This window comes from Rhizobium leguminosarum (assembly GCF_001679785.1).
GTDB lineage: Bacteria > Pseudomonadota > Alphaproteobacteria > Rhizobiales > Rhizobiaceae > Rhizobium > Rhizobium leguminosarum_R.
On sequence record NZ_CP016290.1, the window covers coordinates 88,192 to 111,550 of the forward strand.

The 23,359-nt window shown below is 57.5% G+C and carries 24 protein-coding genes and 8 pseudogenes; 20 read left to right on the forward strand and 12 right to left on the reverse strand.

Going from position 1 to position 23,359, the window contains the following annotated elements:
* Positions 1–10: 10 nt before the first annotated feature.
* Positions 11–761 (reverse strand): annotated as a pseudogene (locus BA011_RS34880) (IS6 family transposase).
* A gap of 6 nt (positions 762–767) precedes the next feature.
* On the opposite strand from BA011_RS34880, the pseudogene BA011_RS34885 reads away from it, so the two are divergent.
* The 3 genes and pseudogenes from BA011_RS34885 to BA011_RS34890 all read left to right on the forward strand — a co-directional run.
* A pseudogene (locus tag BA011_RS34885) lies at positions 768–1,709 on the forward strand (M16 family metallopeptidase); the annotation flags it as partial.
* 119 nt (positions 1,710–1,828) lie between these two features.
* Positions 1,829–1,951, forward strand: a complete 123-nt coding sequence (locus BA011_RS46190) for a hypothetical protein (protein WP_257785333.1) — start codon at positions 1,829–1,831, stop codon at positions 1,949–1,951.
* Positions 1,952–1,980: 29 nt separating this feature from the next.
* Positions 1,981–2,403, forward strand: a complete 423-nt coding sequence (locus BA011_RS34890; protein ID WP_151343735.1) for a hypothetical protein — start codon at positions 1,981–1,983, stop codon at positions 2,401–2,403.
* Here BA011_RS34890 and BA011_RS34895 read toward each other — a convergent pair.
* The 4 genes from BA011_RS34895 to BA011_RS34910 form a co-directional block, all read right to left on the reverse strand.
* On the reverse strand, positions 2,386–2,703 hold the full coding sequence (locus BA011_RS34895) for a helix-turn-helix domain-containing protein (protein ID WP_065284226.1): 318 nt from the start codon (positions 2,701–2,703) through the stop codon (positions 2,386–2,388). The genes BA011_RS34890 and BA011_RS34895 overlap by 18 nt on opposite strands.
* On the reverse strand, positions 2,681–3,043 hold the full coding sequence (locus BA011_RS34900) for a type II toxin-antitoxin system RelE/ParE family toxin (protein ID WP_065284227.1): 363 nt from the start codon (positions 3,041–3,043) through the stop codon (positions 2,681–2,683). Before BA011_RS34900 ends, BA011_RS34895 begins: the two co-directional genes overlap by 23 nt.
* 196 nt (positions 3,044–3,239) lie before the next feature.
* Positions 3,240–3,779 carry a Fic/DOC family protein gene (locus tag BA011_RS34905; RefSeq protein ID WP_237352842.1) on the reverse strand — a complete coding sequence of 180 codons (540 nt, stop codon included), beginning with the start codon at positions 3,777–3,779 and terminating at the stop codon, positions 3,240–3,242.
* A 51-nt stretch (positions 3,780–3,830) separates the two neighbouring features.
* A complete protein-coding gene (locus tag BA011_RS34910; protein ID WP_065284229.1) occupies positions 3,831–4,031 on the reverse strand; it encodes a hypothetical protein in 201 nt (66 codons plus the stop codon).
* 177 nt (positions 4,032–4,208) lie between these two features.
* Here BA011_RS34910 and BA011_RS34915 point away from each other — a divergent pair.
* Positions 4,209–4,481, forward strand: a pseudogene (locus BA011_RS34915) (site-specific integrase); the annotation flags it as partial.
* 50 nt (positions 4,482–4,531) lie between these two features.
* On the opposite strand, the pseudogene BA011_RS34920 reads toward BA011_RS34915, so the two are convergent.
* Positions 4,532–5,278: pseudogene (locus BA011_RS34920) on the reverse strand (IS6 family transposase).
* A gap of 167 nt (positions 5,279–5,445) precedes the next feature.
* Here BA011_RS34920 and BA011_RS34925 point away from each other — a divergent pair.
* The 4 genes and pseudogenes from BA011_RS34925 to BA011_RS34940 all read left to right on the forward strand — a co-directional run.
* On the forward strand, positions 5,446–5,763 hold the full coding sequence (locus tag BA011_RS34925; RefSeq protein WP_065284230.1) for a BON domain-containing protein: 318 nt from the start codon (positions 5,446–5,448) through the stop codon (positions 5,761–5,763).
* A gap of 255 nt (positions 5,764–6,018) precedes the next feature.
* Positions 6,019–6,345, forward strand: a pseudogene (locus BA011_RS43200) (IS5/IS1182 family transposase); the annotation flags it as partial.
* A 5-nt stretch (positions 6,346–6,350) separates the two neighbouring features.
* Positions 6,351–7,102, forward strand: a pseudogene (locus tag BA011_RS34935) (IS6 family transposase).
* Between the two features lie 48 nt (positions 7,103–7,150).
* Positions 7,151–7,588, forward strand: a pseudogene (locus BA011_RS34940) (transposase); the annotation flags it as partial.
* A 222-nt stretch (positions 7,589–7,810) separates the two neighbouring features.
* On the opposite strand, the gene BA011_RS34945 reads toward BA011_RS34940, so the two are convergent.
* The 3 genes and pseudogenes from BA011_RS34945 to BA011_RS34955 all read right to left on the reverse strand — a co-directional run bounded on the left by BA011_RS34945 (position 7,811) and on the right by BA011_RS34955 (position 9,949).
* Positions 7,811–8,359, reverse strand: coding sequence for an inclusion body family protein (locus BA011_RS34945; protein ID WP_065284454.1), 549 nt, complete (start codon positions 8,357–8,359; stop codon positions 7,811–7,813).
* 105 nt (positions 8,360–8,464) lie between these two features.
* Entirely contained in the window at positions 8,465–9,037 is a 573-nt protein-coding gene (locus BA011_RS34950) for an inclusion body family protein (RefSeq protein ID WP_065284234.1), read from the reverse strand.
* A gap of 208 nt (positions 9,038–9,245) precedes the next feature.
* A pseudogene (locus BA011_RS34955) lies at positions 9,246–9,949 on the reverse strand (IS6 family transposase).
* Between the two features lie 644 nt (positions 9,950–10,593).
* Between BA011_RS34955 and BA011_RS34960 the strand changes: the two are divergent.
* The 11 genes from BA011_RS34960 to tnpC all read left to right on the forward strand — a co-directional run bounded on the left by BA011_RS34960 (position 10,594) and on the right by tnpC (position 20,268).
* Positions 10,594–11,586 carry a histidine decarboxylase, pyruvoyl type gene (locus BA011_RS34960; RefSeq protein ID WP_065284235.1) on the forward strand — a complete coding sequence of 331 codons (993 nt, stop codon included), beginning with the start codon at positions 10,594–10,596 and terminating at the stop codon, positions 11,584–11,586.
* A gap of 105 nt (positions 11,587–11,691) precedes the next feature.
* Complete coding sequence (locus BA011_RS34965; RefSeq protein ID WP_065283446.1) at positions 11,692–11,919, forward strand: hypothetical protein; 228 nt, start codon at positions 11,692–11,694, stop codon at positions 11,917–11,919.
* 144 nt (positions 11,920–12,063) lie between these two features.
* Positions 12,064–13,953 carry a hypothetical protein gene (locus BA011_RS34970; protein WP_151343737.1) on the forward strand — a complete coding sequence of 630 codons (1,890 nt, stop codon included), beginning with the start codon at positions 12,064–12,066 and terminating at the stop codon, positions 13,951–13,953.
* A complete protein-coding gene (locus BA011_RS34975; RefSeq protein WP_072640927.1) occupies positions 13,950–14,948 on the forward strand; it encodes an NAD-dependent epimerase/dehydratase family protein in 999 nt (332 codons plus the stop codon). The genes BA011_RS34970 and BA011_RS34975 overlap by 4 nt, the downstream gene beginning before the upstream one ends.
* Entirely contained in the window at positions 14,932–15,516 is a 585-nt protein-coding gene (locus tag BA011_RS34980) for an NAD(P)H-dependent oxidoreductase (RefSeq protein ID WP_072640928.1), read from the forward strand. Before BA011_RS34975 ends, BA011_RS34980 begins: the two co-directional genes overlap by 17 nt.
* On the forward strand, positions 15,513–16,196 hold the full coding sequence (locus BA011_RS34985; RefSeq protein WP_065283451.1) for a class I SAM-dependent methyltransferase: 684 nt from the start codon (positions 15,513–15,515) through the stop codon (positions 16,194–16,196). Before BA011_RS34980 ends, BA011_RS34985 begins: the two co-directional genes overlap by 4 nt.
* Positions 16,193–17,236 (forward strand): pyridoxal phosphate-dependent aminotransferase, encoded by a 1,044-nt coding sequence (locus BA011_RS34990; protein ID WP_065283452.1) that lies wholly within the window; start codon positions 16,193–16,195, stop codon positions 17,234–17,236. The genes BA011_RS34985 and BA011_RS34990 overlap by 4 nt, the downstream gene beginning before the upstream one ends.
* A gap of 33 nt (positions 17,237–17,269) precedes the next feature.
* A complete protein-coding gene (locus BA011_RS34995; protein ID WP_151343738.1) occupies positions 17,270–17,806 on the forward strand; it encodes an NADPH-dependent FMN reductase in 537 nt (178 codons plus the stop codon).
* A gap of 35 nt (positions 17,807–17,841) precedes the next feature.
* On the forward strand, positions 17,842–18,282 hold the full coding sequence (gene tnpA / locus BA011_RS35000; protein ID WP_065282368.1) for an IS66-like element accessory protein TnpA: 441 nt from the start codon (positions 17,842–17,844) through the stop codon (positions 18,280–18,282).
* Complete coding sequence (gene tnpB / locus BA011_RS35005; RefSeq protein ID WP_018240906.1) at positions 18,266–18,619, forward strand: IS66 family insertion sequence element accessory protein TnpB; 354 nt, start codon at positions 18,266–18,268, stop codon at positions 18,617–18,619. The genes tnpA and tnpB overlap by 17 nt, the downstream gene beginning before the upstream one ends.
* Before the next feature lie 41 nt (positions 18,620–18,660).
* A complete protein-coding gene (gene tnpC, locus BA011_RS35010) occupies positions 18,661–20,268 on the forward strand; it encodes an IS66 family transposase (protein WP_065279183.1) in 1,608 nt (535 codons plus the stop codon).
* A gap of 160 nt (positions 20,269–20,428) precedes the next feature.
* On the opposite strand, the gene BA011_RS35015 is transcribed toward tnpC, so the two are convergent.
* From BA011_RS35015 to BA011_RS35025, 3 genes are all read right to left on the reverse strand, one after another.
* On the reverse strand, positions 20,429–20,959 hold the full coding sequence (locus tag BA011_RS35015) for a hypothetical protein (RefSeq protein ID WP_065283454.1): 531 nt from the start codon (positions 20,957–20,959) through the stop codon (positions 20,429–20,431).
* A 225-nt stretch (positions 20,960–21,184) separates the two neighbouring features.
* Complete coding sequence (locus BA011_RS35020) at positions 21,185–21,556, reverse strand: hypothetical protein (protein WP_151343739.1); 372 nt, start codon at positions 21,554–21,556, stop codon at positions 21,185–21,187.
* 42 nt (positions 21,557–21,598) lie between these two features.
* Positions 21,599–22,285: an IS6 family transposase gene (locus BA011_RS35025; RefSeq protein ID WP_065284239.1), complete on the reverse strand. Its 687-nt coding sequence runs from the start codon at positions 22,283–22,285 to the stop codon at positions 21,599–21,601.
* Positions 22,286–22,515: 230 nt separating this feature from the next.
* Here BA011_RS35025 and BA011_RS35030 point away from each other — a divergent pair, with 230 nt between their 5' ends.
* Positions 22,516–23,277 carry a hypothetical protein gene (locus BA011_RS35030; RefSeq protein WP_064247060.1) on the forward strand — a complete coding sequence of 254 codons (762 nt, stop codon included), beginning with the start codon at positions 22,516–22,518 and terminating at the stop codon, positions 23,275–23,277.
* The last annotated feature ends 82 nt before the right edge of the window (positions 23,278–23,359 follow it).

The window sequence follows — 23,359 nt, forward strand, 5'->3', positions numbered from 1 at the left end:
GTCTGAGACGTCAGGCGGTTGCGCCGGTCACGGCTTTCCACTGCGCCATTGCGCGGATCCGATGGATGTGGATGGCGAGGGCTGAGTTTTTCGGGTGCGGGGGGACGAAGAGATTTCGGAGTGCCGAAAAGATCGATATGAACCGTTGCAAGCCGCCGACCGATCGAAATCCCTGCATCATCCGCTCCCGTTTTCGAAGCGGCACGTGAGAATTCTCGGCCCGATTGTTCAGGCCCTTGTGCGATCGATGTTCGACGGCGGGCATCACCTCCCGTCTTGCAGCACCATATGAGCGCAATTTGTCGGTGACGATCCGCTTCGGCGTCAGGCTTTGCTTCTTCAGCAGCCTGACCAGCAATCGCCTGGCGGCTTGGGTATCGCGGCGGGCTTGAACGATCTCGTCGAGAACGTAACCGTCCTGGTCAACGGCACGCCAGAGCCAATGTTTGCGGCCGCCGATGGAAATCACCACCTCGTCCAGATGCCAGATATCCTTTCGCGAAGGCCTCTTTCTGCACAACTGCCTGGCATAAGCCGTTCCGAATTTGCGACCCCATCTCCGGATCGTCTCATGGGAGACGACGATACCGCGCTCCAGCAGCATCTCCTCGACCATCCTTAGGCTCAAAGGGAACCGAAAATACAGCCAGACCGCACGGGCGATGATCTGCGGTGGAAAGCGGTGGTTCTTGTAGCTTACGGTCGGACTGTTCATCCCAACCCGTTATCCCACAATCGTTAAGCCGCAGACAACGTGACATCGCCCGGCATACACTTCCGATCCCGCATACCGCCCAGAAGCATTCAAGCGGGAGCAGCAGGCCAATTTGAGCCGCCTCGATCAGTATCAGGCGACCCCCGGCGGCGTTGTCAGTCGTGATGTCGAAGGTCTCGTGCATTCCGGCGATCCGCGCTGGACCATCCCTGATCGCGCTGAGTTGTCCGCCGCCAAGCCGGAAGATTTCGAGATGCTGTTCCGGCCTATGGTTTCCAACGGCCCGATCGATATCACCATCGTCGGCGACGTCACGGTGGATGACGCAATCCGGATGACAGCTGAAACCTTCGGCGCTTTACCGCCGCGGCCGGAGGCAGCGCCGAGCAATGATTGGGGTGACGTGCGTTTTCCGGCGGCGAACAAGGCGCCCGTTTTGCTGACCCATAGCGGCAGGGCGGATATTGCAGCCGCGGCCTTCGCAGTTCCGATCGGCGATTTGCTCTCCGATCTGCCGCGGTCGTTCACTGCCAAAATCGCCACCCAGATTTTCCAGAACAGGCTGATTGACCAGTTTCGTATTGCCGAAGGCGCAAGTTATGACCCGCGGGGCCACCTCGACCTGTCAGACGAAGTTCCCGGCTACGGCTACGTCTATTTCTCCGTCGAGACAGACCCGGCAAAGATCGCGCGCTTCTACGCACTTGTCGACGAGATCGCCAACGACCTGCGGTCACGTGATGTTTCCCCGGATGAGCTCGCCCGCGCCAGGGAACCCATCATCGAGACACTGAAGCATCAGCAGCAGGGTAACGAATATTGGATTGAATATCTGCGCGGCGTTCAGACAGATTCGCGCCGTCTAGACCGCATACGCGACAATCTCAGCGGTTACGGCAAGGTCACCGCCGGAGATATCCGCGTGTTTGCCGCGACCTATTTCAGTCCGGAAAAATTCTGGAAATTCGAAGTGCTGCCGGCGACGGTAAGATAGCGGGCGAGGCGGTTGCGATCAGGAGCGGCGTTTAACTGCGCGCATGTTCATTTCCGAGCGAACAGCCTCGCCGTCTCCAGCACGCAACTGAGCAGGCCAAAGGAGATTGGCAGCCCCTGATGTCCGATCATCTGCATCACCAGTTCAGCCGCCGGCAATTAGGATCTAGCCTGCTTGCCGAGCCGGGGGCCGAATCCTCCGAGCAGCCCGACGTTCACCGTTCGTTCGACCTTAGCGCATGATTTTGAACAGATCTTGTTCCGACCCCTAGGTGGCAGTGTCCATCTCGCCACATGAAAAGCTTGGCCGGATTGCCCATAGCTCGGTTCCAGACAGTGAGCGCGTAACCGGCCTCGCGCGGCTGAGCACCTGCATCGCAGACGCTGGAATCATCGCCGCACTTCAACAAGTGATCGCATCCCCTGCCCTGTTCGAACTCACTGATGCTGAGATTGCCTACAAGCTGCAAAACATCAAAAGAGCGATGTCGATCCCCGACGATGCCATTCAGACCTTGAACACCCCTGGAAATCGCATTGGGGAGATTAACGCCCGAAGAATGAGAAACGTCCCGGCGCTGACGCACCGGGGCATTGTCACTGACGGCCCTCCGGCTCTCTACCGCCCAACTGAAAGAGCGTTCACCTCCGGGCCGGACGCGACTATCGTCGCGCAATCAGGCGATCGCCTGTAATCCCTTGTTCCGTATAACAGTCAGCAAACGCAGAGCAGGACCGCTTGGCCTTTTAACGCCGCGTTCCCAATCTGACACCAGCCCCTTGCTAACATTGAGATATCGGGCAAACACCGGCTGAGAGATGCTCTCGCGCTCACGGATCGTGCGAATTTCCTCCGGTGTCAGCGGCTCCACGGTTGTCAGGCAACCTTCATCAAATTCACGCATCGTCTGTTTTTCGATTGCGCCGGACTCGTAGAATCCCTCCATCATTTCATGGACGGCTGCCAGTGCCTCACTCTTGTAAGTCTTTGTCATCGCATTTCACCTCTAGCATTCGACCCGCATCGACTTCCGCTTTCATTTGCGCGTCAGTAAATCCCACGACGAGTTTCGCGGCCTTTTTCATGTAAGCTTCATCCCCAGCATCGAGATTGGCCATATCACTCTTCGCAAACCCGAATGCAAAGACCGCTCTCGTTTGCGCTCGAAAGAAAACCAGTGTCCGGAATCCGCCAGACTTCCCAGCGCCGGGCCGAGCAACGCGCTGCTTGATAAGGCCAGCTCCTAGATCGGCATCAATCTGGCCGCGTTCGGCGCGCGCAACAGCCTCACAAAGCATCGCGTCAGAGATTTTCTGAAACTTGGCTTGACCAATATGCCAATGCGTTTCGTTTCCTGGTCGTCCATCCCCTGCCCTCTACTTGCAAACTGTATACCCAGAAAAACTGCGGAGCGCTACGCGCTTACCCCTGGGGGAGTCCCCCAGACCCCCCGTGCCCCAACCCTAATTTACGCGGGTTAACCAGGGGGCTGTCTGCCCCCCTGGACCCCCGAGGATATTTGAAAAAGGGTTAGGATGAAGGTCCAGAGACGATGTCGAGGATCAGGGCCGCGAGCGGCGCCTCGGAGCCTGCAAAGCTTTCGATCATGGCATCGAGAACGCGCTCGCGGTCAAGGACATCCTCGTCGAACGGCAGGCCGACGTGGTCTGCCAGGACCGCGAGAAACGTCAGCTGCGTGCGGCCGTTGCCTTCGCGGAACGGATGAACGGCGTTTATTTCGGCGAGGAGATGGGCGGCCTGCGTTGCAAACTCCGCCGGCGCCAAGCCCTCGAAATAGTTGGCGTTCGCAAGGAACTGGAACGCCTGGTGGAGCTGGGCGGGGATGTGCTCGGGATAGCAAAACCAGTTACCCCCTTTCCCGATCCGGATGCTCCGGATCTCGCCAGCCCATTCATACACGTCTTGGAACAGATGGTGATGCAGGGCCAGGTAGTGGGTCACGTCGAGGCTGCCGGCCGGCCAGGGTTCGTCAGAGCGTACGACAAACATGGCGGTCTCGAATTCGTCCAGTTCATCCTGGTCAGTCAGGTCCAGCTTGTTGCGGAGCACGGTTGTGCCCGGATAACAGAGGGGATCGGATTCGGCAGTATAGACCAATCTTTAGGCGGACTTGCGAGCGAACTGCGCGCGGATCGCCTGGCGGCGCTCCTCGGCTGGCTGGTCCTTGGTCTGGGCGAGGATTTTGCGCATGCGCGGGCTGAGCACCATACCTTCGACAGCACTGATCTTTTCGGCACGCACCTGGGTAAGGCGGCCGGTCTTTGCGTCGCGGGTCAGCTGGGGTGTTTTGCTCGTGCTCATGAATCATGAACCTATCACGACCTTATGGCGGCCGGCAAAAGGATTCCGCTTGGCAATACCTGACTGGCGTGATTGAACGAAGCCGCTATCGCGGCATTTGGAGTGCGGGATTGTATGATGCGCTTCTGATTTGAAGGATTTGGCTGGCTTAGCCCAACCTTTGAACAGGAGATGACGATGACAGAGATAAGCCCGCTACGCCGGGGCATGATCGATGACATGACGATCCGCAATCTTTCGCCAGCGACGCAACGATCGTATTTGCATGCGGTGACGAAGTTCTCGCGCTATTTCGGGTGTTCGCCAGACCGTCTTGGACTGGAAGACGTGCGCGCGTTTCAGGTGCATCTGGTCTCCTCGGGCCTATCGTGGCCGGCCTTGAACCAGACAGTTTGTGCCCTGCGGTTCTTCTTTGGCGTCACGCTCGGTCATGCCGAGATACCGGAACGGGCGATGTCACGTTGTTTGATCAACGGCCGAAAAGTCGCTTGTCGGTAAACTCAGGCAATTGCAGCGGTCACGGCTTTCCACTGCGCCATGGCGCGGATCCGATGAATATGGGTGGCTAGGGCTGAGTGTCTCTGGTGCGGCGCGACGAAAAGATTTCGGACTGCTGAAAAGAGCGAGATGAAACGTTGCAAACCTCCGACGGATCGAAAGCCCTGCATCATCCGCTCTCGTTTTCGAAGCGGCACGTGAGAATTCTCTGCGCGATTGTTAAGGCCCTTGTGCGATCGATGTTCGACGCCGGGCATTACATCCCGTTTTGCCGCGCCGTATGAGCGCAGTTTGTCGGTGACGATGCGCTTCGGCGACAGACCTTGCTTCTTCAGCAGCCTGACCAGCAATCGCTTGGCAGCCTTGGTATCGCGGCGGGTCTGGACGATCTCGTCGAGAACGTAGCCGTCTTGGTCGACAGCACGCCACAGCCAATGTTTTCGGCCGCCTATGGAAATCACGACCTCGTCCAGATGCCAGATATCTTTCCGCGACGGCTTCTTTCTAGGCAGCTGCTTGACGTAGGCTGCCCCGAATTTGCGGCCCCATCGCCGTATCGTTTCGTAAGAGACGACGATACCGCGCTCCAGCAACCTCGACCAGCCGCAGGCTCAACGGGAACCGGAAATACAGCCAGACCGCACGGGCGATAATCTGCGGTGGAAATCGGTGGTTCTTGTAGCTGATGGTCGATGAGGTCATCTCAACCGTATTATCCGCCACCCGTTAAGTTGCCGACAACGTGACATCGCCGATCACCTATCTTCGTGCAAATGCGCCATAAACACCTCGGTCGGCGTCTTGTATCCGAGGCGCCGCGGAGATTGGCTTGCGGCGTGGCCGCCAGTTGATCTGCATCAACGCCGCAACGGCAAATCAGACATAAGATCTCGCCGTCGCAACGGAGGAAGAGTCTATGCCCGCAAACACCGTCATTCCTATCAGCGACGACGCCCTTTCCACAGCAGTTAGAATGCGCTTGGAACTGGAACTCGGACTGACGTACGATGTCGTGAAGGTGACGGTTCTCAATGGCGAGGTGACCTTGCGCGGAAGGATGGCGTGTCCGTCGAAAAGGGAAGCAGCGAAGGTCACTGCGGAGAGCGTGCGCGGCGTGCGCAGAGTACTCAGCGACATTTCGACGGCATATTACATGGCCGGAAGCCCAGCCGATCGTTCGAAGGAAGGCTGCGCATGGGCCTGTCGCAAATTTTGGCGCTTAACGGTATGTTGACCATGGGAAGAGAGATGCCGCTCCGAAAGTTGTGGAGCGAGCCTATGATTCTGAAGGCGTTGTCACGTTGTTTGAATGTGGCCAGGTGAGGCCGAGCCTGCGCTCCTCAGGCAGGCCGTGCACTCACGGCTTCCCACGCGGCCATTGCCTGGCGTCGATGGGTTCGAATTTGTGCTGCGGAGCGGCATTGGTCATGGACCGTTTAGCGTTCTGAGTTAGGCAGGAGGGAACCGCAACAGCTCTTGTCGTTTAGTCATGCCTTTCAAACACAATGCCAGCCGTCGTCATCACATTGAGAAGACGAAGTTCAGGGTGACGAACTGGCCGGAGTATGAAGCAGGACTTCGTCGGCGTGGCCGCCTGACCTTGTGGCTGACACCGGAAGCCTGTCCAAATGGTATGCTCTAAGACGCAAGACCCGCGGCGGTCAGCACCGGCCTGCAGGTTTACGGCGCGGGCCAGTGGCTGGAGGAGAAGCATGGCGCCAGATCCCGCCGAGGTTGGCGAAAGCTGCATCTGGCACTGGATGCCGATAGCGGCGAGATCGTTGCCCATACCCTGACGGATCAGGATGCTGGCGATGGGCGATGTCACGTTGTCGGCAACTTAACGGGTGGCGGATAATACGGTTGAGATGACCTCATCGACCATCAGCTACAAGAACCACCGATTTCCACCGCAGATTATCGCCCGTGCGGTCTGGCTGTATTTCCGGTTCCCGTTGAGCCTGCGGCTGGTCGAGGAAATGTTGCTGGAGCGCGGTATCGTCGTCTCTTACGAAACGATACGGCGATGGGGCCGCAAATTCGGGGCAGCCTACGTCAAGCAGCTGCCTAGAAAGAAGCCGTCGCGGAAAGATATCTGGCATCTGGACGAGGTCGTGATTTCCATAGGCGGCCGAAAACATTGGCTGTGGCGTGCTGTCGACCAAGACGGCTACGTTCTCGACGAGATCGTCCAGACCCGCCGCGATACCAAGGCTGCCAAGCGATTGCTGGTCAGGCTGCTGAAGAAGCAAGGTCTGTCGCCGAAGCGCATCGTCACCGACAAACTGCGCTCATACGGCGCGGCAAAACGGGATGTAATGCCCGGCGTCGAACATCGATCGCACAAGGGCCTTAACAATCGCGCAGAGAATTCTCACGTGCCGCTTCGAAAACGAGAGCGGATGATGCAGGGCTTTCGATCCGTCGGAGGTTTGCAACGTTTCATCTCGCTCTTTTCAGCAGTCCGAAATCTTTTCGTCGCGCCGCACCAGAGACACTCAGCCCTAGCCACCCATATTCATCGGATCCGCGCCATGGCGCAGTGGAAAGCCGTGACCGCTGCAATTGCCTGAGTTTACCGACAAGCGACTTTTCGGCCGTTGATCAAACAACGTGACATCGCCGGCGATGTCTCTCAAGTTGCGCCACTCCTCGACCAGATTGGCGGTCTGATCGGACAGTTCACAGCCGAGGTTGCCTATGATGGAAAACCTACATACGACGCAGTCATCGATCATAGCGCGGCGGCGGCTATCGTCATTCCGCCTCGCGCCAACGCGGTCGAGCCAAGCGACGATAGACCTCCCGGCCAACGGAACCGGCATATCGCCGCAATCAACAGTGACGGCCCGATGAAATGGCAGGTCTCTAACGGCTACGGCAAACGCTCACTGGTTGAGACGGCAATCGGGCGATACAAGTCCATCATCGGGCGGCGTCTGCGGGCCAGGTCGCTGCCTGGTCAGCAGACCGAGTCCGCCATCGGCTGCGCCGTCCTCAACCGCATGCTTGCTTGCGCACGCCCGAAAGCCGTCCGCCGCAAGGCAGCCACGCCATAGTCAGCCGTTTCAAAGATCCCCATCCGTTCAGTTCCACATCCGTGCACCAACGCCGCGGCGCACCGGTTCGAAGATAGCTGAATATGCATTCGAGGAATTCAATCCCAGAACGTGCCCACAGCCTAACGGTGGTCCTTGACGTACGAAGCCGTCAAGAGCTGACGAGACGCGATCGACATTTGGCCTCGCCGACCGTCTCAAATGCAGGCGATGGGCGTGCCGTCAGCTCACTGTAATCTGCGGATCCCATTGGAAATAGCCATAAAGCTTTTGCGTTTGGCCATCCTCGGCCAACTTATAAAGGGCGAACCTGACGTAGAGTTTCGCCGTCCCGGAGCATCTCACCCCAGCGTCATAGGTCGAAAAAGTCAGACGCTTGTGAAGTGCCGGAAGGCCGTTTCCGGAATTGGGGTCAGGGAACGCCGCCCTGTCTCGGGCGGCGTAATTCGCGTGGAACCGGTTAAATACCTGGTCACCACTTGCATGCGTAATGCCGCAGAGAATAACAGCGTCCTCCGAATTGCTATAAACGGACGTGCCAGCGAAGGATACGCTGTCACCAACATTCGCGTGAAAAGAGAGATCCGAGCTGCACTGACCGGTGACTTGACCGCGCGATCCCGTGCAGATCATAAATTGGCTTTCGTGATTGATCGGTTGTGGGTGTTCAAAATGACTGTTGGGCTTGTAGTGTGCCTTGACGCTTGCGGTATCGATCACGACAAGTAAGCCGATCTGCTGCGCGCTGGCCGGGAGAGCGTCGATTGCCATGGGTTCCTCCGCCCGGCAAAACCGCGATGCGGCATCACCGAATGGTTTGAGCTTCATAGATCGAGGCGGCGGCTTTTCCCCGCCGCCGCCTGTAACCATTAGGCCTCAGGGGACTATGATCTGTGGATCCCAGTAGTAATAGCCATACAAATTCTGAGACTGACCGTCGTCAGAGAGCTTGTAGAGGGCAAAATAGACGTAGAAATTTTCCTTACCAGAACGTGCAATCTTCGCGTCGTAGGTTGCGAAAGTTAATTGTTCTTGCAGCGGAGGAATCCCATTTGACGTCTCTGGATTGGGAAAGACCGCCTTCTTACGCGTTACGACGTTGGGTACGAACTGATTGAAGACCTTGTCACCGTTCCAGTACTTGATACCGTAGACAATCACGGCGTCATCTGAATTGTCGTAGATCGAAACCCCGGTGAACGACACGTTATCGCCGACATTCGCTTTGAACGAAAGATCCGCGCTGCCTTGGCCGGTAACGTCGCCGCGCGAGCCGGTGCAGATCATAAATTGGCTGTTGTGATCGATTCCTGGTGGGCTGTCCGAGCTACTGTTGGGCGGATAGTGGGCCTTCACGTATTCAGTGTCGATAACCACCAATATATTGACCTGCTGAGGGCTGGCGGCCAGTGCGTCGTCTGCTGCGGAATTTCCTGGGACAGTTGCCATGATGTTTCCTCCGTATCGTTATTGCGACGTCAGCACAGCCTAAAGGCGAGTGCGAGCGCACATTACATCTATCTTATAGATTGTGGAATGTAAAGGAAAATATCTCTGATTGTATATTCTGCGCCGCTTTAAGGCCCGCTCGAAGCTCAGGCGGTGGCGCTGTCACGTTGTTTGAATGGCAGGCGAGTCAAGGCCCGCGCAGACAGTTTCAGACGAGCTGGCCGCTGGCGGCTTTCCACTGGGCCATGGCTTGCAGTCGGTGATTGCGAATTTGGTTGGCAGAAGGTTTTGTGTGATCTGGAACGAAGAGATTGCGAACGGCGGAGAACAGCGAAACAAAATGTTGCAGGCTCCCGATTGATCGGAATCCCTGGCGCATTCGCTCCCGTTTTCGAAACGGCAGATGCGAGTTCTCCGCCCGGTTGTTCAAGCTCTTGTGTGAGCGATGCTCAACACCCGGCATGACCTGACGCTTTGCCGCTCCATAGGAGCGGAGCTTGTCAGTGATCATGCGCCTCGGCACCATGCCCTGCTTTTTTAGCAGACGCATCAACAAACGTCTGGCAGCCTTGGTATTGCGGCGAACCTGCACGATTTCGTCGAGCACATATCCGTCTTGGTCAACAGCCCGCCACAACCAGCATCGCCTGCCATTGATCCGAACCGCAACCTCGTCGAGATACCAGACATCACTGCCGGAAGGTGGCTTTCTGCGAATGCATCGGGCATAGCGGGGCCATGTATTCTGCCCCATCGGCGAATGGTCTCATAGGAGACAGCGATCCCGCGCTCAAGCAGCATTTCCTCAACGTGGCGCAGACTGAGCGGAAAGCGATAATAGAGCCAGACAGCGCGGGCTATAATCTCTGGCGGGAAACGATGGTTCTTGTAATTGGCGATGGGCTGTTCCATGCCGAACCGTCTATCGACAATCTCTTAAGCCAAAAACAATGTGACAGCGCCTCCTGGATACATTGTTCACCGGCAGGCGGAAAAGCGTATCAAGAATGATGGGTTTCCACCGCATTGAATTGCGTCGAAGTCTGCTCTCAACGCAGGGTCCTATCCCATCGTTTTGATCTTCAATCACGAGGATCCTAAATCATATCGGGCATGCAGCTCATAATTGCTCCGATGGAAGAAAGCTTCCGGTTAGGTCAGCAAAAAGCCAACAGCATCTCCAGCCACGCCAACATGGGACAGCTTCAACTTTAATCTCGCAAGACAAAATATCGTTGCGACGATGGCATAGATAGGACGGCGAATGTTTCCTGCAAAGGTGAGTAAATTTGCTCATTTACTGCGATGAGCCAGCGCTATAAATGAGTAATACAAGAAGATGATTCAAATACATCCAAAGCACTCAACGCATACAATCCTTAGGGCAGACATATGTCTTGAGTGTTGCGGAATTTCCCTCTGAATACTTCGTTCCCCGGCGAGACCAACCTGAGCCCAAAGCCGGTAGAGAATGCAATTTGCCGCGCGTTGATAGCCACATTTGAATCTCAACCGGCACGAAGCAGCGTCCTGGTGTCCCAGGGAGGATTTGGGACATGTCGTCCATCGCAAGATATGACGGTGAATATGATCCCGCCGTGGTCGTCAGCGGTGCGATCGGTCCCTATGCTGCCGTTTGTGGAGGGACAGTCGGAAACGGCGCGTCCGGAAACGGCTACGTGACGGGGTTGAAACTCGCTGTGGGAATTACGTCTGCGGCTGGGCTGGATGAGGGCACATGTAGGATCGTGTCGGGGGACAGATGCCGCGTTGCCGGCACCTATATCGGTCAAACAAATTTTTTGATCGCGACCTCCTACACTGGACTCGATGGCGTTATCTGGGGCCTCGATGTCGTCGCCGAACCCGCCATAAACAATACTGTTCCACAGCCATTATTTTTGCAAAATCAGCCGGACGGCCCGCCAATTCCAGTCCTACCGATTGAACCGTTGCTGCAAGCCAGCCGTCAACTCCTCGGTACGCGTGAATCCCGAGATGGCCATGTGCAGGAACAGCGCTTTCCACCACGTCCAGGATTGCAGCTGGTCGCAGCCTACAAATCCGGGGCGGGTTATGGGCCGGGTTGGATCTGGTCGGCATTAGCATTGGCGGTCCTGGTCGACCGGAGCACTGGCTCGAGTCTCTTCAACGAAGATGGGGGCATGTTTGGAGATGCACAAACCAAGGAAACCGACGTGCGGTCTTTCCTGCAGCAAACCTTGCATTGCGTCGGCAACAGCATCGTTGCGTGCGGCCAGAACCACAACGTGCGCTATGGCCTGATCTTCGCCGGGGCAAAGGCACTCTATGTCCCCGAGGGCTACTATGGCTGCGCGATCGCCTGTGGCCCGTACCTGACGTTGGCGCAGCGAACAGTCCCCCCTGGATGGTCAGCGGCGCGTCTTGCCAAGGCAGATAGGCCGAAATGGGAGACGGCGCTTGGACTTGTTCCGTTGGCTCGCTCACCGGCGGTTTATCTGCCACCAGGAGAGGTCATTCCTGGCGGAATAAGGATTACGTCGCTGGGGTGCGCGCCAGACGCCTGAGCATTTGCTGCAAAGCATTGTTTTGCGGCTAGCTCTGTCGGTCATGCAAACGGCCCATTCAATTGGCTTTCGCAGTGCAGTGAACCACCAACCTGGGAGTAAGTCATGACAGTCAAAATCCAACGCAAGGCAAAATTCGCAGTGATTTCAACAGCTCAGCTGCGCGCGATCAGCCCTCTTTCCGATGAGGATGTTGTCAGCGCACAGAGCCATGTCTCGAAGGAGATGATCGCAGCGCTCGAAGAAATGGTGAACGCCGCAAAGGCGGGCCGAATCAAGGGCGACGAAGTATTGGCCCTGGGCGCCGTCGCTTGGGCAGGCGCCTCGGTCTAGCGACTGGAATCGGGAAAGAAATCCATCAGGCACATTGCATCGGCAGCGCCGTCTATCCCACAAACGATCTGAAGCACTGTGAAAGAGTGGGCAGGTTCGGCGTCAGGCAGGAAAATGTGTCTGATTTTACTCTACGAGTGTGCGATGAAACGTTCCGAACTTCTTTTGCCACCTACGACGAAGCAGGATTCCCGTATTTGGCTGAACCAGCCTCAGGGTACGAACGACGATGCCGCGTTGCATGCTTTAGTCAGCCAATTGGGACTACATCAAAATTTGTCACCGAAAGTGCTTGTTTGTCGTAGCCCCGATGGGGATCTTTCCACTTATGCCGAAGCCATTCCTTTTCTGGAGGGTCTCTCCAAGGACCCAGCCATCGGTGTGTTTTCCGGCCAGTTGGGTCACCTGATCGATGCGATGCGCAAGGCGCGCGTTGAAGAAGCACGTCTCGATTCTGCTTCAGGTTTGGAAGGTGCAATAGAAAACAATGGTGATGCGCTTGCGGCATTGCGGCGCATCAGCCGCGAAAGCATGGTCAGCAGCAATCTCATCGATCAGGCTGCGCGCTGCTTTCTCGCAGCACTTCGCACGGCACGTTACACACATGTGGTGATATCGAGCGCTGAAACCATTGATCGACCAAGCTTGAAGCTGCTTGCAAGAGCCTGCCTGCTCACCCCCGAAGATAGCGAACTGGCCTGGGTCTGGTTGGTATCCCCATCAGATTGCCGGAAAATTCACGCTGGTTCGGAATTCGGGATGCTGCCCGTCTGCGCCCGTGAGACCTTCATGGAGGCCATAAAATCCGTCCTGCAGCCTTTGGAACTGGATGCTCCGCAAGGTCCCCACGAGGCTAACATTACTCCCAAAATCCACATTGCCCGACGCGGGGTTGGCGGGGCGACGGGCTGGCTTGCTAATCTCAACTACGATGCCTGTGCACATTGGGCTGCTGCCCGGGCTGATCCCGGCGTTGACGACTGCCGCCTCATTGCTCTGCTTATGGTCAATCTTGGTCTCTACGACGATGCCGTCGATATCCTACAGCGCGCTATTGCCATCTGCGATCAAGCGACGCTTCGTTGCCATCTCTGGTATGTGAGCGGACTCATCTGGTCAAAGCGCCTATATAATGTGGCGCGCTCGAATGCTTGTTTTGACATGGCCGATGCGGCGTTAGAGAGCGTTGCTGCGGAAGATGGTGGCGACCCTCATATGGAACGTGCATGGGTTCAGAACGGCCGTGCGATGAACGCAATCCTGGCCGCGCGACTGGCGCACAAGCCCATTTCGACTGCCTTCCCGATTGCCTTCAGCCATCTGACGCGGGCGTTTGATCTTGTCCGTGAAGGAGGCACTCGGGACCGAGTCTATTTGCGCTTCAATCTACTTGGCAACATGAGCAACCTGATGGAGATCGGTGGAAACTACGCAGTCGCACTGGACCTGCTGAACAGAACCTTTGACGAATCTTTAGCGCGTGGAGCCGAGAACGAACGGGAGTGGATCGCACAGCAGAGATGCATGCGTGCAGCGCTGATGGCGCGAGCAGGCGACGGCGCTGCGGCCATTCCAATCTTCGCAGAGGCGCGGGAACTGATGCAGCAGCTCGACCGGCCGATCAGCGCCGAAGCGCTCGGCCGGTCGCAGGCAAAAGCGCTCTATCAGAGCGGCGCCTGCGGCGAAGCGCGAGAGCTGTTTTCGGTCTGCCTGGGCGAAGCGCGCGCACTGCGCAGCCGGCTTGGAGTGCAGACACATGCCGTTGGACTTGCGGCTTGCGAGATTTCGCTCGGCCGGGAGAAAGCAGCTCTGTCGCTGCTCCATACGATCGGAGAAATGGAAGATGTCTGGGTCTTGCCCCCCACCACCCTTGAATCCGGAGATCTGAGTGGCCTACGGATCCAGGATGCATATTACGGGCTTTCGTTGAATATACCCGAAGTCGACCTCGAAGACATGGCACCGGCCAGTATCGCCGGAGCGTTGCGCGGACGGCAATCGGAAGTGGAAGCAGTCAGGGCGTTGAAGAAATGAGTGATCACTCCAAAGGGCCACAATCGCGGTGCGTTGTCATTGGCACCGGACAGATCGGCACCTTCGCGGTACGCAGTTTTACGCACGCAGGCTGGTCCGTCACCGCCGCTGATCTCGCCCCCAACACCAGCTATGTACGAAGGTTCGGGCGCACGGATTGCCCCATCCAAAGTGTGGACGTCACCGATGCGGCGATGGTTCGGGCTCTTTTCGATCATGTCGGCGCGTGTGATACCGTGGTCTTCGCCGCCGGCTTGACGGGACAGCGAACCCAGGCAGATCCCTCTCTGGCGACCGATATCCTCTTGAAAGGAACCGAATCCATAGCGACAGCAATGCGCGCAAAGGGTATTCCCAGGCTCGTCGGCGTTAGCAGTCTTGCCGTTTATGCTGCCGGTCAGACCTCTTTCGAGTCGCTGCGCGAAGTCGAAAAGCCGACCGGCCATGTCGGCGTCTATGGCTCCGTCATTCGACGCATGGAGGCCGCGATGATCGCGTTGGAGGGACTGTCGGTCGGTATCGCGAGGGCAGCCGGAGTTTACGGCCCCAACCGTTATGGACATGGCAGCCAGTCGTCTCAGTTGGTCGAACGGCTCCTTTACGGCGCCGCCTTGAAACAACCGATAAGCCTTCGGGGTCACTGGCAGGACCGTGACGATTTCATCTATGCGCGCGACCTGGGGGACGCCCTCGAAAAGCTTGCAAGACCCGGTTATCCCGAGGGTTGCGAAATCATCAATGTCGGGACCGGCATGACGACCTGCTTGAGAGAACTGATAGAAGCGGTTGAGCAGTCCATCGGACGGGTCAATGTCAATCTTATCGCTCCTGATCCGTCACGTGCCCCCTTGGCTCGGCCGCCTTTGGACACTGAGTGGATGCTCAAGCGCATCGGCCCCCCGAAATTTACGCTCAACGAAGCCCTGCGCGACTTCGCACGTGAGGTTGATCTCTTAACCGCACAGGAGGTGCGACCATATGCAAAGCAATCCTAACCTATTGGCGATTTGCGCATCGTTGAAACCGGCGCCGGGCCGAACGGAACCATCGGCTTGCCGGGAAATATTGAGAGCCGCGACCATCTATCTCTCCCGTGTCGTCCCCAATATCGAGAGCTTGGATTTACGCGATGCGACATTGCCCCGTTTCGAGGGCTTGGCCCCCGCACATCACTATGATCCGGCGGTCATGCAGGTTCACCAACGCATCCGCGCGGCGTCTGGATTGATCTTCTCCATTCCCGCTTATTGGGGCGGCGTCGGCGGTGCTTTCAAGACATTTGTCGAGCTCGTCTGCGGACCAAGCTACGAAAATGCATCATCCTCTCCCTTTCAAGGCAAACCGGCGGTTGCTCTGCTTGTCGGGTCCGACGCCTTCTCAACGCAAAGCGCAATCTCGCAGCTGGATAGTATCTTCGAGGCGATCGGCGCGCATCTGACCTCCGAGCTTGTCGTTGTGCCCAATCCGGCAGCGACGGGTGCGTCGGATGCGGCGATTCGTGCGCTAATCGGCGCATCCGCCCAGCTCGCGCAGCACATCATCAAAGTGAAAGAGGGTGCATGAACGCTCTAACGCAACGGGATGTCGGAGCCATCGTGGACGCGTCCTTTGCCATCCTCACATCATGCGGTATCTTGAAAAGGCCGGTCCCATCTTTTGAACCCAGCCTGTACGAGGCCGCGCAAGGACGGATCGAACCGCATTTCGAAGTGCCGCAAACAACGATAAGCCCCTTGATGCGGCGGTTCCTGTTTCACTTCGCCCGCGCGACACAACCACAATTCATATATGGCGCCGGCACCTACGTCGGCTTTGCGTTTGCGTGGCTCATCAGTGGTAGGCAGGTCGGCGACGGCGACTTCAATGCAAGGGGTGTCGACTGCGATAGTGCGGCAACCATCATTGCTCGGCGCAATATGACCTGGCTGGAGACGATTGGCGCCCTCGATCTTCGTGTCGCGGATGCACTGATCGATCTGGAAAGCAGCAGCGATTCGATTGACTTGCTATTCATCGATGTCGACGCAGTAGACACGCGCAAATCTCTGTATACGGATATACTCGAATGCGCGAAGCCTCATCTGAGGTCGGGAGCGCTGATCCTGGCTCATGATCCGCTCGTAGCGGCGTTCAGGAATGATTTTGAACGCTTCTTCGCCTACATTGAGAATCAGGATTGCTTTGGCCCCAACTGCATCCTGCCGCTCGACGACTGCGGCATCAGCGTGACGGTGGTGCGATGAAGGCGCTGCGCGACCTATCGCTTGGCACGCTGGATCCGTCTTACTGCCAAGCGGAAGAAGGCAGCAACAACGCTTATGCGCCGCGTCAAGGCGTGCCTGCTCTTGTGCAACTACTGGGCGCTCGTTTCGCAGTAGACGCCTCCGAAGTTCTCGTCACGGCCGGAGCATCGATGGGGCTGACCTGTGCTTTCCTAACCTGCCCTCCCGCACGGCCGATACTGCTCCCATCACCAGGCTTTCCGGCCTACGAAGCAACGCTGCGCCTTCTTGGAAGGTCCGTCATCACCTATAAACTCGACCACAACTGGGACGCGAATGTCTTGCGGATGATCGAACAGGAAATACCGGCGGCGATCCTCCTGAATTCTCCGGGCAATCCGTTAGGGAACGTCATCACGGACCAACAACGCCAGACGGTGTGTGACGTGGCGCAAGCTTGCTGTGTTACTCTCATCCTGGACGAAACCTATGCAGGTCTCGAATTTTCTGGGTCGGCATCGACAGGCCCCCTTCTGGGAGAGGCCACAGGCGTCATCCGCATCGGCAGCTTCTCGAAGCGCTTCGCACAACCGGGTCTGCGCATCGGGTATGTGATCGCGGGCGCGAAAACCTGCCGTCAGATGGCCGATATCAATTGGGTTCTCGCCATGTCGCCATGCGTTTCCTCGCAGCTGGCGGCGGCCGACCTGCTCATGGCTGAAGTCAAGAATCCGGGTCGGATCAAAAACACGGCCGGCCAGCTTGAAGCCTCCGCCGACCTGGCGATGGCAACCCTTGCCACCCATGGGATTGCCGCTTTGCGACCGAATGGTGGCCCTCTGCTCTGGATTGAATTTCCGGGCGCCCAAAGTACCGGCGCGCAATTGGTCGCCTATTGCATGGAGCATGCAAGCGTGATTGCTAGCCCCGGAGAGGCTTTCCGGCGCCAGGGGCCACCCGCCATTCGCTGCAGCTATGCGATCGCAAGATACGATATCCCTGCCGTCTTTGGTCGACTTGGTGCTGCACTTGCAAGATGGAAGAGCGAGAATAGCAATTGAACATATTTGCCGATCGTTGGTAGGGGGTGAACCATGACACATTCCCAAACCGTGCTCTTGTTGACGGGCAGCCTGCGACGGCCCTCCCACAGCTGCGGACTTTGTCATTCCGTGGCCGATGCTCTTGGGAATTTCGGCATGGCCGTCACAATATTCGACCAGCGTGAGGTGACATTGCCATTACATGATTCTGTTTGGCATAAGACGCCGGAGCAAAATCCCGATACTGGCGTACGAAAGCTCGTGCAACTGGCAGAGCAGGCAGATGCCTTCGTTCTTGCGAGCCCAATCTATCACAACGGCCCCAGCGGTGTTCTAAAGAACGCGCTCGATCATCTGGCGATCAAGCATTTTGCCTATAAGCCGGTTGGCTTAATCAGCCACGGCGGAAACAGAACGAGCCAGGCTGTCGATCAGATGCGCATATGGGTCCGAGGCTTGCTCGGACATGCGATTACGACGCAGATCTGCACGCAGAACGGCGATTTTGAAGCCGGTGGTACCGACGATCCCCGTATCTCAAATCGTAAGCGCACAATTCCCCGCACCTGTTCACTGAACGGCGAATGAGGGAGTCTGTGTCCACAAGGGAGACTGTGGACACAATGACATTGGATAACTTGAAGGGCTCAGGGGGTCTTCGGGCAGTGAAGGTTCTTCCCAACGGGAAGCGGCGTTTCGATCCGGTCGAGAAAGACCGGCTGATCGACGCCGCAATGAAGCCCGGCGTATCGGTTGCCCGTCTGGCACTGGCGCACGGCGTCAACGCCAATCAGTTACGCAACTGGGTGAAGCTTCGCCGAGATCGGCAGGCCCAGGGTAGTTTGACGGCTGCTGCAGGGCAGGAAACGTCGGCCTTTGTTCCTGTGGTTGCAGCGTCGCCGATTGCGCGGCAGCCCGACATGCCGGCCCGGCCATCATCGGCAGGAATGCGGCTGATGGCGTCTTTGCCAAATGGTGTGCGGCTTGAGCTTGAGGATGTGGATGAGCGGGCTCTTTCGGCGATGATCGAAATTCTGGGGCGGTGCAATGTTCCGGCTGGCTGACGATCTTCGCGTCTATCTTCACCGGGACCCGATCGACTTTCGTGCGGGGATCAACAGCCTGGCGATCCTGGTCGAGCAGTCGATGGGCCTGAGCCCGTTCGAGCGTGCTGTCTTTGTCTTTTGCAACCGCCGGCGCACCCGGATGAAGCTCCTGTTCTTCGAGCGGTCAGGGTTCGTGCTTGTATTGAAAGCCTTGTCCGAAGACCGGTTTCGCTGGCCCCGCCGCGAGGCGCCGGTCGTGACGCTCGATACCGAACAGTTGCGCTGGCTGCTTGACGGCATCGATCTCGACGCGATGGTGCGCCATCCTGTTCGGCAATATGAGTTTGTCGGCTGAAGGCTGTTGACGGAGCGGGGCGGCTCAGATTCAAAGCTACGATGACACGAGCCGGCACCCCGACCGTTGCGGAACTGATGGCGCTTCTGGCGGCGAATGCTGCCGAGAACGTCGCGCTGCGGGCTGAGAGAGACGCCCTTGAGCAGCGTGTCTTCAAGCTCGAGGAAGAACTGGCGCTTGCACAACTGCATCGTTTTGCGCCGCGCAGCGAAAAGCATATGGATCGCGTCTTCAATGAAGCCGAGAACGCCGCTCTCGAGGCCGATGCTGATGAGGGCTTGGCCGACTGTGACGAGACCGACGCCACTGAGCTTCCCGACACGGGATTGCCAGAGGTGGAAAAGCCCGAAGGCCGCAAGCGCGGGCGTAAACCTCTTCCGGCAAATTTGCCCCGCCAACGCGTTGAATATGACCTTGCCGACGATCAGAAGACCTGTCCGTGCTGCCGCCATCCGTTGCATCGCATGGGCGAACTCGTCACCGAGCAGCTGCATATCGAGGTGAAGGCCACGGTGCTGCAGAATGCCCGGGCCAAGTATGCTTGCCGCAACTGCGAGCGCACCGATATCAGCACTCCCGTTATCATCGCGCCGATGCCCGCACAGCCCTTGCCGGGGAGCATTGCCACGGCCTCGACGCTGGCCTTTGCTCTTGTTCATAAATATGTCGACGGCACACCGCTCTATCGCCTGGCACAGGCCTTCGAGCGCGCTGGCGTCCCTGTCAGCCGTGGCGCTCTTGGCCATTGGGTGATCGGGTCCAGCGAAAAGCACCTCGTTCGCATCTACGATGCACTGAAGCAGCGGCTCTTGTCGCAGAACGTCATTCACGGTGACGAGACCACGGTGCAGGTGCTGAAGGAAAAGGACAGGAAAGCAACTGACGAGTCCTACATCTGGGCCTATCGCAGCGGGCAGGATAGTGTCGAACCGGTTGTGCTGCTCGAATATCAGCCCGGTCGTGGGCAGGTGCATCCGCAGACTTTCCTTGGTGACTATCGCGGCATCCTGATGAGCGACGGCTATCAGGGCTGGCGCACCCTGAAGGGCGCAACGCATGTCGGGTGTATGGCTCACGCCAGGCGACGCTTCGTCAACGCCTTCAAGGCCGGGAAGAAACAAAGCGGGCCGCCCGCGCAGGCATTGAAGTTCTTCGACCAGCTCTATCGGATTGAAAGGCAGGTGCGGGACGAAAAGCCGGATGACGGCGAAACGCAGGCCGATTGCATCCGGCGCTTGCGCCAGAAGCATAGCGTTCCAGTCCTTGATGCCCTGAAGGAGTGGCTCGACAGGATGGCCCCCAAGGTCGTGCCCGACACCAAGCTCGGCGATGCGATCTCCTATACGCGAAACCAGTGGCAATATCTGACCCGCTACACCGAAGACGGCAGGATGCCGATCGACAACAATTTATTGGAACGCGATATCAGAGTTTTTGCCACTGGAAGGAAGAGCTGGCTATTTTGCGACACTGTCGACGGGGCCAAGGCAAGCGCTGTCATCTACAGCCTTATGCTGACCTGTCGCGCCTGTGGCGTCGAGCCATTCACCTGGTTGCGACACGTCTTTACCGAATCGCCGCAGCGTCCGGACGGCGCCAATATCGACGATCTGCTCCCATTTAACTTCGCCAAATCCACTGCCGCATAAGCCGCTGCGGGCGTCACAATCCACTGCGTCAACGCGCAGCGAAATGAGCGCTTACCTCAAATCCGGATATTTCCGCAAGGACTGAGAAATTCTGCCGCGAACTGAGTGTGATGGCCAAGACGCTTGCGATCGCGCGGTCAGCCTTGATCGTATGAGGAGATCAGGGAGACAGCGACCCTATCACCTGGCTTTCGCGGGCGTTGATCGCCGTGACGACCCCCGCAGAGATTTCGTCCCAGGTCAGCCAGCGCTTCCGTCCAGCCTCCCATTTCGCGCCGAGGGTAACGGTTATCAGACGCGCCCGCCCTCGCATTTCGAATGGTGGGTCCTGTCTCGTACCAATATCGTGCAAGGCTTGGCTGCCGCGCACCTGGACGATCAGGCGGGGTCGCTGAGACAGCGCAGGGAGGAGCCCGTGGGCGGCTTCCACGCCACTGCCGTGGATCCAGATGACTGCAAGCTGCACACTTTCAAACATGGAAGCTTCAACAATGGCGCTAACGAAGGGCAACGGATCACGCCAGTCGAGGTCAAGAGATTTAACATTGTTGCGGCTGCAGAGCGGCGAAGAAGACGCGTTACGTGCGACGAGGATGACGCTGACGGATCTCTCCGCCACCCATTCTGCAGCAGCCGTCAACATTCCGGTCGCCCCAATGAGCAAGCTGGCATCGAATTCGATCTTCTTCATGATTGGCCCCGCTCGTGGCTCATCCTAGTGAGCACGCCATCCAATATATGTGAGGTTGGGCAACAGGGTGAGTATCCAAGGTGCTGGGTCGACTGATTTTTTGGGGTCGCATGCTGAAGAAGGCCACACTGACATTATTAGCAAATGCTAGCATTCATCACTGAAAGTCAGGCCATTCAGATCTTCGCGTTGTTGACCGCCTCGATAGGACGAACCTCAGACTCGTCATTCCATCGAACCAACTAGCTTCCGGCAACCGCCGCAATTGGTGCTCTTGAACGAATTCGAACCCGCGACCCGCAAATGCCTAAGACTCAACATACTGATCATCTGTGATATGTCCTTTATCATAGATATGGAGTGGGCATGGTTCCGATCGGTCGCAACAATTTTGAACTGAACGCTTCGATCGCGCTGAAAGATGTCTACCGGCTGTTTTTGGTGTTCGCCGGCGACGAGCGGCTTTTCGACTTGTCTGGGGATGACCAGGAGGATCCTCTCCGCCTGATGCGGAATGATCTGTTCGTGGATGAAATCACCCATCTGCTGATCGGCACGGCGATCGCGAACCGGATACAGCTGGAGTGGTGTTGTCACGTTAAGTTTCTCTGGCTGGAAAGGTCAGCGGCTCGTGGATATTCAGGCGACACAGGCCGCAATTTTCCATGCATCGAAAGCTTCGAGCCGATGGTAGCGAATTGTTTGCGCGGCGCGGCGACGGGACGGGACTGAAAAGCAATTGCGGGTCGCTGAGTGCATGGAGACGAACCGTTGCAACGTGCCTGGTGATCGGTGGCCTTGCATGGTTCGTTCCCGTTTTCGAAACGGCAGATGGCTGTTCTCGGCCCGATTATTGAGGCCCTTGTGCGACCAATGGTCAAGGCCGGGTGCCACTTCCGCCTTTGCTGCACCGTAGGAGCGGAGCTTATCGGTGATGATCCGTTTGGGAGCAAAGCCATAGCGCTTCATTAACGCCACCAGCACGCGCTTCGCTGCCCTTTTATCACGCCGCTTCTGCAATATCTCTTCGAGAGCGGTGCCATGTTGATCGACCGCACGCCAGAGCCAGAATTTCTCTCCAGCGCATTTCACAACGACTTCGTCCAGATACCAAATATCGCCGGGGCGCGCCTGCCGCCGCCGCAAGTTGCGTGCGATCTGGAGTCCGAACTTGGCGATCCAGCGGCGGACTGTCTCGTATGACACGTCGATTCCACGCTCGAGCAGCATTTCCTCAACGTCACGCAGACTAAGGTTGAACCGCAAATAAAGCCAGACCGCGTGAGAAACGATCCGTGGCGGAAAACGGTGACGCTTGAAGCTGATGTCTCGTCTGCATCGCCGAAATCTACGCCCAACCCGTCAGGCAGGCAACCGCAGCCCAGTTAACGTGACAATACCGTTCGAGCGCATTGCATGAAAAATGCAGTGGATAGGGTTATCCTCGTCCAAAGTCTGATCCATGCAACAGTGCTCCAATTTGTTAACAAAAATTAGACATTGACCAATGACTAATATTCGATATTTGCCCGCCAAGAAAAGGCAATGGAGTTTGCATGGCCCCGATCTTCCTCGTCGACCTCGACGACACGCTGTTCCGTTCGCGTCGCAAGCTTCCCGGCTTCACCGACGGACAACTTACGCTGGGCGCGCGCGTCCTCGACCCCGACGCTCCTGCTAGCAAGTACTCGTATATGACGCCGACGCAAAAGGCGCTGGTGGACTGGTTGCTACGCACGACACAAGTCATCCCGGTGACTGCACGCGGGACGGACTCCTACGCCAATGTGCAGATACCCTTCTCCAGCTATGCTATCGTCGCTAACGGTGCGGTCATCCTCGATCCCGACGGCAAGCCCGACGCCGAATGGCGCGACATGGTCGAGGCGCAGCTTCTTCCCTTTGCGGACTATTTTTCGGAGCTTCTCGACGCGGCCAGAGCCAAAAGCGCCGACCTCGGAGTTTCCATGCGCTGCTGGCCCGTGCTCGAGGATGGCGTGGCGACCTACCTTGTTTTCAAGGAGAACGACAGCGGCGACGGATCGCGTCTCCAGGAAATCGTGCCTGTCGTCGACAGGGAAGGCTGGATCCGCCACCACAACGGCAACAACCTGGCGCTCATTCCACCAGTCATCTCAAAGCGTCTCGCGACAAACTTCCTGCTTGACAGACTTCGTGCTGACGAACCCAACCGCCCGGTCTTCGGCCTCGGCGACAGCACCAGCGACATGTCATACATGTCTGTATGCGACTGGTGGGGGGCTCCGCGCGAATCGCAGCTGACAGATCTCGTCACAGCGGCACTATCGGCCCGTTGAGCAGTAGAAATCGTCGCCTCGAAAGGTCCCGCGATCCACGGGAACACAGGGCTTTCCACGGTTGGACCGTTTACGGAATTTC